At 48.4% G+C, this 12,209-nt stretch carries 13 protein-coding genes; 9 read left to right on the top strand and 4 right to left on the bottom strand.

Translation table 11 applies throughout. The features are described from left to right. The first annotated feature begins 34 nt into the window (after positions 1-34). The 5 genes from HB364_RS26005 (at position 35) to HB364_RS26025 (ending at position 5,182) form a co-directional block, all read left to right on the top strand. Positions 35-1,000: a sensor histidine kinase gene (locus HB364_RS26005; RefSeq protein ID WP_167291349.1), complete on the top strand. Its 966-nt coding sequence runs from the start codon at positions 35-37 to the stop codon at positions 998-1,000. Then, positions 994-1,695 carry a LytR/AlgR family response regulator transcription factor gene (locus HB364_RS26010; protein ID WP_167291350.1) on the top strand — a complete coding sequence of 234 codons (702 nt, stop codon included), beginning with the start codon at positions 994-996 and terminating at the stop codon, positions 1,693-1,695. Before HB364_RS26005 ends, HB364_RS26010 begins: the two co-directional genes overlap by 7 nt. A gap of 170 nt (positions 1,696-1,865) precedes the next feature. Next, on the top strand, positions 1,866-4,103 hold the full coding sequence (locus HB364_RS26015) for a TonB-dependent receptor (protein WP_167291351.1): 2,238 nt from the start codon (positions 1,866-1,868) through the stop codon (positions 4,101-4,103). Positions 4,104-4,209: 106 nt separating this feature from the next. Beyond that, positions 4,210-4,866: a hypothetical protein gene (locus HB364_RS26020; protein WP_167291352.1), complete on the top strand. Its 657-nt coding sequence runs from the start codon at positions 4,210-4,212 to the stop codon at positions 4,864-4,866. Positions 4,867-4,933: 67 nt separating this feature from the next. Continuing rightward, positions 4,934-5,182, top strand: coding sequence for a hypothetical protein (locus tag HB364_RS26025; protein WP_167291353.1), 249 nt, complete (start codon positions 4,934-4,936; stop codon positions 5,180-5,182). A gap of 57 nt (positions 5,183-5,239) precedes the next feature. Here the strand turns inward: HB364_RS26025 and HB364_RS26030 are convergent, their stop codons facing one another. The 3 genes from HB364_RS26030 to HB364_RS26040 are packed head-to-tail and all read right to left on the bottom strand — an operon-like array spanning position 5,240 to position 7,373. Further along, the gene (locus tag HB364_RS26030) at positions 5,240-5,671 is read right to left on the bottom strand and encodes a hypothetical protein (protein ID WP_208420103.1); all 432 of its coding nucleotides are present in this window, start codon (positions 5,669-5,671) and stop codon (positions 5,240-5,242) included. After that, positions 5,658-6,149 carry a Panacea domain-containing protein gene (locus HB364_RS26035; protein WP_167291354.1) on the bottom strand — a complete coding sequence of 164 codons (492 nt, stop codon included), beginning with the start codon at positions 6,147-6,149 and terminating at the stop codon, positions 5,658-5,660. The genes HB364_RS26030 and HB364_RS26035 overlap by 14 nt, the downstream gene beginning before the upstream one ends. Before the next feature lie 27 nt (positions 6,150-6,176). Then, positions 6,177-7,373 (bottom strand): MFS transporter, encoded by a 1,197-nt coding sequence (locus tag HB364_RS26040; RefSeq protein WP_246228620.1) that lies wholly within the window; start codon positions 7,371-7,373, stop codon positions 6,177-6,179. 124 nt (positions 7,374-7,497) lie between these two features. On the opposite strand from HB364_RS26040, the gene HB364_RS33250 reads away from it, so the two are divergent. Then, positions 7,498-7,680 (top strand): helix-turn-helix domain-containing protein, encoded by a 183-nt coding sequence (locus HB364_RS33250; RefSeq protein WP_262889839.1) that lies wholly within the window; start codon positions 7,498-7,500, stop codon positions 7,678-7,680. A gap of 170 nt (positions 7,681-7,850) precedes the next feature. On the opposite strand, the gene HB364_RS26050 is transcribed toward HB364_RS33250, so the two are convergent. After that, positions 7,851-9,536 carry a tetratricopeptide repeat protein gene (locus HB364_RS26050; protein WP_167291355.1) on the bottom strand — a complete coding sequence of 562 codons (1,686 nt, stop codon included), beginning with the start codon at positions 9,534-9,536 and terminating at the stop codon, positions 7,851-7,853. 200 nt (positions 9,537-9,736) lie between these two features. Between HB364_RS26050 and HB364_RS26055 the strand changes: the two genes are divergently transcribed. The 3 genes from HB364_RS26055 to HB364_RS26065 all read left to right on the top strand — a co-directional run bounded on the left by HB364_RS26055 (position 9,737) and on the right by HB364_RS26065 (position 12,102). Next, the gene (locus HB364_RS26055) at positions 9,737-10,432 is read left to right on the top strand and encodes a response regulator transcription factor (protein ID WP_167291356.1); all 696 of its coding nucleotides are present in this window, start codon (positions 9,737-9,739) and stop codon (positions 10,430-10,432) included. After that, positions 10,432-11,808 (top strand): HAMP domain-containing sensor histidine kinase, encoded by a 1,377-nt coding sequence (locus tag HB364_RS26060; RefSeq protein ID WP_167291357.1) that lies wholly within the window; start codon positions 10,432-10,434, stop codon positions 11,806-11,808. Before HB364_RS26055 ends, HB364_RS26060 begins: the two co-directional genes overlap by 1 nt. Before the next feature lie 69 nt (positions 11,809-11,877). Next, positions 11,878-12,102 carry a hypothetical protein gene (locus HB364_RS26065; RefSeq protein WP_167291358.1) on the top strand — a complete coding sequence of 75 codons (225 nt, stop codon included), beginning with the start codon at positions 11,878-11,880 and terminating at the stop codon, positions 12,100-12,102. The last annotated feature ends 107 nt before the right edge of the window (positions 12,103-12,209 follow it).

The following is a 12,209-nucleotide window of genomic DNA, read 5'->3' on the forward strand; positions in this document are numbered from 1 at the left end:
CATGCCGATACGCTCGAGATATTTCTCACCAGGTATGCATGTGGTTATCTGGACCGCCTTGCTCAGCGTGCCATTGATTGTATTCCATAAAATAGAGACCGGCTTGCCCAATGGTTTTTTCCTGCTCGGCAACCTGTATCATATCGGCCTGTTTTACTTCAATGCTTTTTACTTGTATCCCCGGTTCATGACCCGGAAACGCTGGCCGCTGTATATTGTTTTCCTGGGCATCATTCTTGGAGGCTCGTATTACATAAAAGTGGGGCTGATGGGATTGATTGGCTATGAGCAACCAGGTGGACTTTATGCCGGGTACTTCTTTTTCCCACCCATCCCTTTTTTGATCGCTTCCATTATTTACCGGCTTATTACAGATCGTATACAGGCAGAGCGGGCAGAGAAAGAAGCACAGGCAGAAAGGCTGGCTTCTGAGCTGAAGTTCCTGCGCTCACAGGTAAGTCCGCATTTCCTGTTCAACGTACTCACGAATATGGTTTCGCTGGCCCGTAAGAAGTCGGACCAACTGGAGCCGGCCCTCATACAGTTGTCAGATATGCTGCGCTATATGCTGTATGAAACGAATGGCGAGCGCTTCCCTGTCACCAAAGAGGTTGAATACCTGCGCAATTATATCGAACTGCAACAGCTTCGTTTTGGAGAAGATGTAAGGGTGCAGGTGGACATTGAGCATAGTGAACCTTCCTGTGCCATTGAACCAATGCTGCTGATCCCCTTTGTGGAAAATGCTTTCAAGCATGGCATTGGCCTGGTGAAAGATCCGTATATTAAGATAGCCTTACAGGTAAAGGAACAATATTTGCACTTCCGGGTAGTGAATAATTATAACCGGGATAATGTGTCAAAGGATGCCGGTTCCGGGATAGGACTGGCCAATGTGCGTAACCGGCTGCGCCTTTTGTATGGCGATAAACATACCCTGACGATACAGGACAATGGCGAAGTGTATGATGCCGACTTAAAACTTGCTTTATCATGCTGAAATGTATGGCAGTAGATGATGAGAAACTGGTACTGGACCTGCTGGTGGATAATATACAACAGGTGCCTTTCCTGCAGTTGGTAAAAGCCTGCCGGAATGCAATGGAAGCCGCGGCCATATTGCATGAGCAGCCGGTAGACCTGATTTTCCTGGACATCCAGATGCCGGGACTGAATGGATTACAATTTTTACAGTCATTGAAGAACCCGCCCATGGCCATCCTGGTCACTGCCTATAAGGAATATGCGCTGGAAGGGTTTAACCTCGATGTGGTGGATTATTTGCTGAAGCCGGTATCTTTTGAACGCTTCCTGAAAGCCTGCAATAAAGCGCAGGACCTGTATAACCTGCAGCAGAAGTCTGCAACCAAAGAGGAAGCGCCGGATTATTTCTTCGTGTATGTGGAATATGTGCAGGTGAAAGTGTCTATACCCGATATTTTATACATTGAAGGGATGAAGGATTATGTAAAGATCTTCCTGGCATCTTCTTCCAGACCGGTGATCACCAAGATGAGCATGAAGGCGATACAGGAAAAACTGTCGGCCTTCCGTTTTATACGCACGCATAAATCTTATATCGTTGCAGCCGGTAAAGTAACGGCTGTTAAACGTGATCTTATTTGCATTGGCTCCCTCGAACTTCCCCTGAGTGAGAATTACAAGGGGGAGGTGGAGAAAGCACTTGCGCTCTGACAAAAGGTGAGTCGCCCTGCAGCCCGGCCTTCAGCGCTGCAAGAGCGGCCCACCTTATTTCTTAAGTCTCCTCATTTCCCCCTTACGTCTATTCACCACTGATCAAAGTCTATTCTCCGGGCAGGCGCCTGCATAGCGATGATACTTTTGGGTTGTAAAAGTATTGAGCTATGAAACCTAACAATTTCCCTTATGTCTTTTTTAGCGTGTGGCTGATGGCAGGCATGACCCTGCAAGCTACTGCACAGACGGTTATCCGCGGGAAGGTATTGAACAATAAACAACAGCCTTTGCCGGCGGCCAGCATTGGTGTGAAGCAATCACGCATAGGTACCCGGGCCGATACTGCCGGCAATTTTGTCCTGAGCCTGCTGGTCCATGATAAAGTGGTATTGAAAGTGTCTTCTGTGGGCTACCAGCCTAAAGAAGTAGAAGTGTCCGCGGGTGACTCCATGATTACTATTATACTGGAAGAGGAAAGCGTCAGTCTGGGTGAAGTGGTGGTAGTGAGCGCCGGCAGTTTTGAGGCGAGTGATAAGGCGAAAGGCGCTTCGCTAACACCCATTGATGCGGTAACAGTAGCAGGTAATGGCGGCGATATTGCCAATGCCTTAAGGGCGCTGCCCGGCGCTCAGCAGATCGGTGAACAGGAAGGATTGTTTGTGCGTGGCGGAACAGGGGAGGAGGCCAAACAATTTGTAGATGGCGCCCTGCTGCCACATCCCAATTTCTCCCCCGTGCCCGGTATGCCGCAGCCGGCAAGGACCAATCCCTTTTTATTCAAAGGCATCCTGTTCAGCTCCGGTGGCTATTCTGCCTTATATGGCCAGGCGATGAGTAGCGCATTGATCCTGGAAACGGTTGACCTGCCCGATCGGTCCTCCGCCAGCTTGCACGTATTCCCCATGAGTGTAGGCGCGGGATTCCAGCAATTGGGTAAAGACCGCAAGAGCAGCTATGGCGTGAATGCGCGGTATGGCAACCAGACCTGGTACAATAACCTGGTGGGGGCCAAACCCGATTTCTTTTACGGGCCCGAATACCTCACGGGCGATGCCAATTTCCGCATCAGGACGAGTAAGACAGGCATGCTGAAATTCTACAGCAATTATGGTTATAACCATACCGGCATGCGGACCAGCGATGCCGACAGTGCAGGCCTGTTGTCTTCATTCGAGTTGAAAGGGTTCAATGTATACAATAACCTGTCGTACCGGGAGTCCTTGCGGCATCAATGGAAGATAGACGCTGCGATTGCGTACAATTATTTTAAAGAAAATGTGGCTAATCAATTATTGGATGCAAAGAAGGCCCCTGTCTTTATTCGGGTATATCCTTATGATCAAAAGAATAACAGCCGTGATACACGGTCCGGCTTTGCGCAGGCCAGGGTGGTGATGAGCAAGGGGTTCCGGCGCAGGCAGTCCCTACGGTTTGGCGGGGAATATTTTTATAACAAAGACCACTATACGTATAACGATACGTTGCATACCGGGCAGGATAACCTGGTGGCCGCCTTTGCAGAAGGGGATGTATACATCGCCAAACACCTCGCCGCTAAGGTTGGCGTGCGTGCAGAGTATACTACTTTGTTACGACGCATGAATGTAGCGCCACGGGTCAGCCTGGCCTGGCGTTTCCCCGATGCCGGACAGATCAACCTGGCTTACGGTGTTTTCTATCAAAAGCCGGAGGATAGCTACCTGTTACAGAATAGGAACCTGGATCTCAGCCGGGCCACACACTACCTGGTCAATTACCAGTATAAAGCCAATAACCGGTTATTCAGGGTGGAGGGATATTATAAGCGTTACCAACACCTGGTTACTACGCAGCCCGCTGTTGCCAACGACGGTAAAGGATATGCCAGGGGTATTGAGCTGTTCTTCCGCGATAAGCGCACGTTGAAAGGTGTTGACTACTGGATTACGTACACGTATCTCGATACCAAACGCAGGTTCCTCGACTTCCCAACCTCCATGCGGCCGGCATTTGCCACACCGCATACAGCTTCCCTGGTGGTGAAACGCTTTTTCCAGGAGATCAACCTGAGCGCCAACCTGGCGTACACCCTGGCTACCGGTCGCCCGTACTACGATATTCAAACCCATGCTAACGGTACCACTTATGTTGCCGATCAGGGCACTACTAATACTTATAGCGCGCTCAACCTGAGTTTCGCCTATATATTCTCGCTGTTCAAGGGTTGGAAGAATAAAGACTTCTCCGGTATCGGGCTGGGTATGAATAACGTGTTTGGCAGGGAGCAGGTATTTGGCTATAACTACAGCGCCAATGGCCTGTATAAGCTGCCCATTACACAACCCGCCGCCCGGACTTTTTACTTCGGCATTTTCATGACGTTCGGCATTGACAGGAGAGACGATTTTATCAATGAGAATTTGTGAGTGATGAGGCACAAGCACGCAGCGGCACTTGTCGGCGCTGCATGCGTGCGCCAGTGAAGAGTAGTGAATGCGTTCCTTCGATTATCTAAATTAAAAATAAAACAAGATGAAAAAGGTACTTATTATGACGATGGCAATAGGTATGATCCTGACTGCCTCCCTGGCCCAGGATAACCCTGACCAGCAATTGCAGGCGGCGGTGGCCCGGCTCGGCAAGGCCACTGCCGTTAAGGATTACCGGCAACTGGCCATTGATTTTGCCGGCATTGCCGCACAGCAAAAAAACAACTGGTTGTCCTGGTATTATGCAGCCTTCTGTAATGCCAAAACAGGCTGGCTGTACGAGAATGATGGCGAGCGGATAGAACCCTTTGCCAACCTGGCGGATGAGCAGATCAAAAAATCATTGTCCCTGCTGGATACCGCTACACAGAAAAAAGAATTATCTGAAGTGTATTGTGTGCTGAGCATGGTGAACCGGGCAAAGGTGTTCATCAATCCCATGACGTATGGCCGCCAGTATGGCCCTGTGGCCGGTCAATATGTGCAGAAGGCCCTGGCGCTTGATGCCACTAATCCGAGAGCTGTATACCTCGCAGGCTGGGAAAAGTATGCGACACCCAAGATGTGGGGCGGTGATAAGAAGAAAGCCAAAGAACTGCTGGAGCAATCCTTACAGCAATTGAATGCGCAGGGCGCTGCCGGTACTGCACCACATTGGGGGAAGCAGGAAGTGGAAGCGTTGCTGAAGAAACTTAAATAAAAAGAATTCCCCGCAGCGTCTCCCGAAGGGGACGCTGCGGATTAAGCAAACTTTAAAATGCTATTTTATGCCATTTGTATTATTGATCTTGATGCGTGTGTTATTTATAGCCAGTATGGTATTTATTATTGGTTACGTATTTGGCGGGTTCTCTAAGAAGCCTGCGTTGGTAACACTTACAAAAGTAGCGGTGATCGTATCTATTGTACTCTTTATTGCCACAACAGCGCTCTCTTTCCGTTTTGGCGGCTGGCGCCACCATAACGGCAACAGATATGAGTGTGGCTGGCAGCAGCGGGATTCAATTAGCCGGTAAGAGAATTGATTGTAGGCTGGGAAGGCGGTAAGTAGTACCGGCTTCCCGGCATTTATATCATGAATATAAGTTGTGCATTTTGTCGAGCCATACAACATAAAAGGTATTGTAGATAAAAAAGCCATGAACTCTCCCATGCTCATTACGGTTAATGGAGAATTGGTAAGGGATATCTACAATATCCGTTTCTTTCGGAAAGCCGAAACAGGATTCGGTAGTATCTGTCCAATTAATAGGGTGTGCTTTTAAGGAAGGGCTTCTGTTGGAAAGTAATTCCTGTTTAGTTAAAGCAGATAGGTTTTTTACACGGTCCAGCACTTCAACAAAATAAGTGTTGGAATGCGGATGATAACAAAACTTCTGATGGATGCCATCAAGGTACTTGAAGGAGAAATTAATAAGTTCTTTTGCTTTTTGCTCTGCTAACTGTTTTGCTTGTGAAATAGAAAGATTACCAATAGGGGGAGTTGATTTTCTAATCTTGCTCATCCATCGAAAACTTTGAATAGTACCCCTTTATCAATGCTTTATCAATAATCCTGTCGGATGGGGCGTCATCTGCTAATCCTTTTCTGGTAATAAGCCAGGGGTCTTCATTGTGGGTCAATTTCTCTAATTCAAAAGCTTCCAACCCAAAATACTCGTAGCAAACATCTTGCAGCAGTTGCAGGGTATCTGCCGGTAGTTGTTCTTTTATTTTAGTAAAAGCATCGGGAGTAAGGTCATCTCTCATAAGGGGCTTCCAGCCAAACTCGCGGTAATCATTGTAAAGGGCAGGAATAACCGGACCATGCACCCATGCCTGGAAATTCTCAGCAATCAGGTCTCTTTTTACAAGGACCATATGCCAGGCCTGTGCATAATACACCAGTTTCTGCAACTTTAAGTTGGTGATAGGTGATTGCCTTTCATTGGATAGTGCTATAAAATAATCGGCAATCAGTGAATATCTCTGTACCGCTTCCATTCCACAAATATAGTATTTTTAGAATGTCTAACTAATTTTTTTAGGAACAACATCCAATTTCCCCACCATCCATAAAATGAGTATGCCTAACAGTGACATGAGCACAAAAGACCAGCGCAGGTTGAGGGCTTCGGCAATAAAGCCTACTGCCGGAGGCACAATGAGGAAACCAAAATATCCCACGGTAGATACAGCCGCAATAGCAGGGCCGCCACTCATATGCTGAACTTTGCCGGCCATGCTGAAGGTCATGGGCACCACGCAGGATACGCCAAAGCCTACCAGCAGGAAGCAAAACCAGCCGAACAAGGTATAGGGCAACAGGGCTGCCAGCAACAGGCCGCTGAACATCAATATACCGCAATACCGCAGCAAGGTTTTAACACCAAGGCTGTTGGCAAGCCGGTCGCCGGTAAAGCGGCCGAGGGTCATCGCTGCCATATAGATCGCATAACCGGCGGTAGCCATGCCGGCGGTAGCGCCGGTAGCTTTGCGCAGGTAAATGGCTGCCCAGTCGGTCATGGTGCCTTCGCAGGCCATGGAGGCAAAGGTGACCAATCCGAATTTCAGCATGGTCCTGTTGGGCCACACAAACCCGCCTTTGCGTTCATGCGGTGAAGGGCGCTGGTGTACACTGTCTTTGAAAAAATAACAACAAAGACTGGTGAGTACGATGCTTACCACAAGGAAATGCCAGGAGGTACCAATATTGGCAGATACCATGAGGGTGCCTAAACTTCCTGCCACAAAGCCGGCAATGCTCCAGATGCCATGCAGGGAAGCGATGATCGACCGGTTGTACAATGCCTGCACGCCGATCGATTGCGCATTGGCGGAAATATTGAAGAGGTTGCGGGATGATCCGAAAAAGAACAGCAGTACTACCAGTTGCCAGGTTTGCGTTGCAAAGCCTACCCCGCACATCATGATATTGTACAACAGGGCGCCGGATATCATAATATAGCGGCTGCTGAAACGGCGTAATAAGAAGCCGGTGAGGGGCAGGGTGAGCATGAGCCCTGCGGGCATGGCAAATAATACAGCGCCCAGTTGGGCTTCATTGAGGTGCAGTTTCTGCTGGATGGTGGGAATGCGGGAGGCCCAGGTGGCAAAGCCAAAGCCTGAAACGAAGAAGAAAACAGCGATAGCGATACGGGCTCTTACAGGGGATACGCTTTCCGGGTCACCAGCCATAGTGTTGATCTGCTTAAAATGAAGCGGCAAAGATAAGTAATTACAGCCGCCTCCAGGCCACTGCTGCAACCACCGCTACACCGCCCTGGGTGGTTTGGGTAACCACATACTTTATCTTCTGGCCGGTATAGGTGGTATTATAATACCCTCATTATTGTGGCTTACCCATTACAAGATCCGGTTGATAGAAAACAGGTTATTGCATACGGATATGCGGATAGGGGAGATGGCCATCGAGCTTGGCTTTACAGATGAAAGCCATTTGAACAGGTCCTTCAAAAAGCTCAAGGGCATGAGCCCGACGGCATACAGGAAGAAGTTTTTGCCAGCCCAATGAAATAGTGTTGCGGTGACTTGCTTGCTCAGCTCTGCGAAGGCTTGCAGCCTCGCAGCATTATTTTGTTGCTTTTAGCAACAAAAAGCCGGGAGAAGAGTCTCCCGGCCTGTAGCAAGAAATCAACAGTCAAGAAAAACTGATCGCAGGATGGATCAGAAGGTTAAATCGCTTTACTTATTATTCGCATTATTGTTGCTACTGTTATTGGTATCGGTGCTGGTGGCGGTGGCGGAACGATTGTCTGCAGCCACTTTCTTTTCCAGTATAGCTATATATTGCTGCGCATCTTTGTTGGCCGGGTCTATTTCCAGTATCTTCTGCAGGTGCGCGATGGCTTCTTTATAGTCCTTTGCTTCATTGGTTTCATAAGCGGCAATGTATCCATACGCTTCGATGAGCCATTTCTTATCGGTGGCAGAAGCTGCTTTGGTAGTATCTTTTTGCAATACATCTATTAGTGCCTGGTAATGCGGAATAGCGATCCCCTTTTCCATGGCCGAATCCTTCAGGGAGTTGGCCCTTGCGCGCCAGTAATAACCAAAGCTTTGTTCTGGGTATTTCGCTATGTATTGGCCAAAGACCGTATCGGCCTGTGCGTATTGCTCCGCCTTGAAGTGGGCAATGCCCCAGTTGAACAGGTCAATATTGGTGGCCCTGTCATTGTTGGTATAATATTTACCCAGCCAGATGGCCTGGTTGACATTGTCCTTTTTGTCTTTGTAAAGGTCGCTCAGTTTTTTGTAGTAGGTAAACAGGGCAGCGGAATCTGTTATCTTGGTAACGGCGGCCTGGTAAAAAATGAGTGCCGAATCTTCTTTGCCGGGCATAGCATGGTAAAGACCGGCCATGACTTCATAGTCCTTCACTACAAAGTTGCTGTCATTGGCATGGGCGAAATAAGTGGTCATGGAATGAAAAGCCCTGGCGGTGTCCTTTAATCCAAGGTAGCTATAGGCCAGCAGCTTGTGCAGGCGCGGCATGGAATCGGCTGGTAATGCTGCCAGCGTATGCTGAGCCATGGCAATGGCAGAGTCGTATTTTTTATTGATATACACCAGGTCTATATGCTGGTATTCATTCTCCGCATTGTAATCACTGATCAACAGGTACTGCCGGAAGTGGTCCAGCGCCTTTTGTGCATCTGTAAAATAATAGTGGTAATACAGTTCATACCAGGCGGGTGCATACAAGGGATCGGCTGCAATGGCTTTGTTGAAATAATCGAGGTAAGTATCGGCATTCTTTTGCGCCACGAATATTTTGCCCATCTGGTAAAGGGCGGCGGCATTTTTACTGTCTTCATTGAGTGCGGCCTGGTACGACCGGTAGGCTTCTGTGCCATTGGCAAGCCGGCGGTAAGCATTGCCGCGCAGTACATGGAAAGCCGGCGCATTGATGTCTTTTTTACCGGCCTGGTTCAATACCAGCAGGGCCGCATGGGGATCGCCGTTCTTTTCACTGATCTGTGCATTGGCCACGGCCAGCAGGATGGCAGGATCTTTTTTGCGATCGTCGCCGATAGCCTGTTCAAAATACCAGCGGGCGCTGTCGGCATGGTTGTTGGCCAGTAACAACTGGCCATAGGCTACTTTGTACCAGGCATTGTTCTTTATTGCGGGCGTGGCCAGTTGCAGACTGTCGGCTAACTGTTGGGTTTCCTTCAGGGGCAGGTAAGCCTGTGAAAGCCGGTACCAGGCTTCGGCATTATTGGGGTCGGCCTGCAGCACTTTGTGCAGGACTGCTTTGGCGCTTTGATAACGCTCATGGTAAATAAGTTGAGTGGCATCGGGTACACTTTGCGCTACCAGGAGCGTTGAAGCCAGCAAGCCACCAAGCGAGAAGAGTGTTTTTTTCATTTGTCAGCGTAATTGAGCCTTTTAAATGGCCTAAGTATAGCCAAACTTAGCCAGTTGTGATTAGCCATCTATTAGTGTGGGATTAGAATGAGATTAGAATTTGTCTGAACTATGATTATAGGGTTTTGAAGGATCCAGTGGAGTTTTGTAATAGCTCGTGGAGCTGTAACTTAGTGTCCTTAAAATTATTGCGGTAAGTTATGGAAGAGAGAAAGATACTTATCGTGGAAGATGAGCCTAAGATTGCCGATACGCTGAAGGCCGGACTGGCAGAGAATGGATATCATGTAGAAGTGGCCTATGATGGCAGGATCGGTGAACGGCTGTTTATGTCCCACGCGTTCAACCTGGTCATACTGGATATTAACCTGCCGGGTATGAACGGGTACGACCTGTGCAAGCTCATCCGCAGCAGGAATGCACAGGTACCCATTATGATGCTTACTTCCCTGGGCAGGCTGAATGACAAAATGGAGGGATATGATGCAGGCGCCGATGATTACCTGGTAAAGCCTTTTGAGTTTAAAGAACTGCTGGTGAAAATAAGGGTATTACTCAAGCGTACGATGAACCAGCATATACCCATCGGCAACCTGCTGAGTGCAGACGGTCTTACGATGGACCTTGATAGAAAGGAAGTGGTCCGCGATGGCAATAAGATCACGCTTACCGTGAAAGAGTTCCAGTTGCTGGAATACCTGCTGCGCAATAAGAACAGGGTCGTGTCGCGCGCTGATATTGCGGTGAATGTATGGGAAATAGATTTTGATACGAATACCAATGTGATAGATGTGTACATCAATTACCTGCGGAACAAGATTGATAAGCAATACCCGCAGAAACTGATACAAACACAGGTGGGCATGGGATACATTTTAAAGGAAAGCACCCGTTGATGCCGGTACGATTAAGAATAACCCTGTTATTTGGAAGCATTGTTTTCCTGATCCTGCTGCTGGTGTGCGGATCGGTGTATTATTTCTCGTATACAGAGCGCACGAACGATATTATACTCCGGCTTACCAACCGCGCTATCACCAGGGCGCGTTTACTGGGGCAGCCCAATTTTGACCAGCATGTGTTGCGTGCGATTGATTCCTCCACCATGATGGCCCTGAAGGATAAGACCCTGCAGGCCTATAATTACCTGGGACAAAAAGTATACACGTACAGCGATGAACCTTCCGACACCCTGACGGTGGATAAGCGTATCCTGGAAGACGCCCGGGTAAAAGGGCGGGTATATTTCAGGATCGGTAAGAAGGAAGCAGTGGCCTATCATCATACAGACCGGGTATCACGACTGGTAGTTATTGCAGCAGCGTATGATGAAACAGGCTTGGAGAAATTGCAGCAACTCCGGAATATCCTCTTGTTCAGCTTTCTCACAGGCAGTATTATTGCTTTTGCAGGTGGCTACTTCTTTTCGGGCCGCCTCTTGCGCCCTATTAAACAGATAGCCGATGATATTAATGAGATATCAGCGCAAAACCTGGCCCGGCGCATCCACTCCGGGGAAGTGCATGATGAATGGCAATACCTGTCGGAAACCCTGAACCAGTTGCTGAACCGCCTGCAGGAAAGTTTTGATATGCAAAGGCGTTTTATTGCCAATGCATCCCATGAACTGTCAACACCGTTAACTTCCATATCCAGTCAACTGGAAGTATCCCTGCAAAAAGACCGCGAAGCGGAGCGGTACAGGGCCGTCATGCAGTCGGTATACCAGGATGTACGGCACCTGGGTAAGTTAACACAAACCTTGCTGGAGTTTGCCCAGGCGTCGGGTAATACAGGCGGACTGGAGATACAACCGGTAAGGATTGATGAAGTGTTGCTGGCGTTGCCTGCTGAAGTGAATAAGCTCGATCCCGATTATACGGTGGCGTTGTCTTTTGGCAATATGCCTTCCGACGACAATGCCCTGATCGTATTTGGCAATACCGAATTGTTGTCCCTGGCCATCAGGAATATAGTGATGAATGCCTGTAAATATTCCGATGATCACAAAGCCATCGTAATGCTGGATACGGCCGATGGCCGGTTGACGATAGCTGTGGAGGACAAAGGCATTGGTATTCCCCACAGTGAACTGAGATATATTTTCCAGCCTTTCTACCGCGTTAACCATACCGGCAGTACCGGTGGTTTCGGGCTTGGCCTGTCGCTGGCGCGCCGTATTATCAAACTACACAAAGGAGAGATCACCGTCAGCTCCCGGCCGGGTGAAGGTACTTTATTCCGGATCATACTGCCGGCAGGTCAATTCTAATCGTATTCTAATGTCAAACTAAGCATTGCCTAATCAGGGCACTTCAAATTGCCAGGGAAAGTTCGCACGATGAAGTTCAACTTTTCCCTTTTCCTGGTATTCTTTGTAACAGCTTTACTGGCCCTCAGCGGATGCCTGTATAAGCAAAGCATCTCCTATAAACTAAAGAACAGGGCCCTCATACTGCAAAATGATTCATTGATATCTGTTAATATTGAGCTCACCCGTGAGCTGCAGAAGATACAAGGTGATTCCTTGTTAAAAAGGAAACGGTCTACTGCAAAAGTGAAGTAATAATAAGCCTGGCAACAAACGGATGTTCGTATGGCATAGTTTTTACCGGTTTACAGGAACAGAGGGGGTAACAGCTGTTTTTGCCGTCGGTAGTAATTGTATAATTT

Origin of the sequence: Paraflavitalea devenefica, assembly GCF_011759375.1 — a bacterium.
In the GTDB taxonomy this organism is placed as follows: Bacteria; Bacteroidota; Bacteroidia; order Chitinophagales; family Chitinophagaceae; genus Paraflavitalea; species Paraflavitalea devenefica.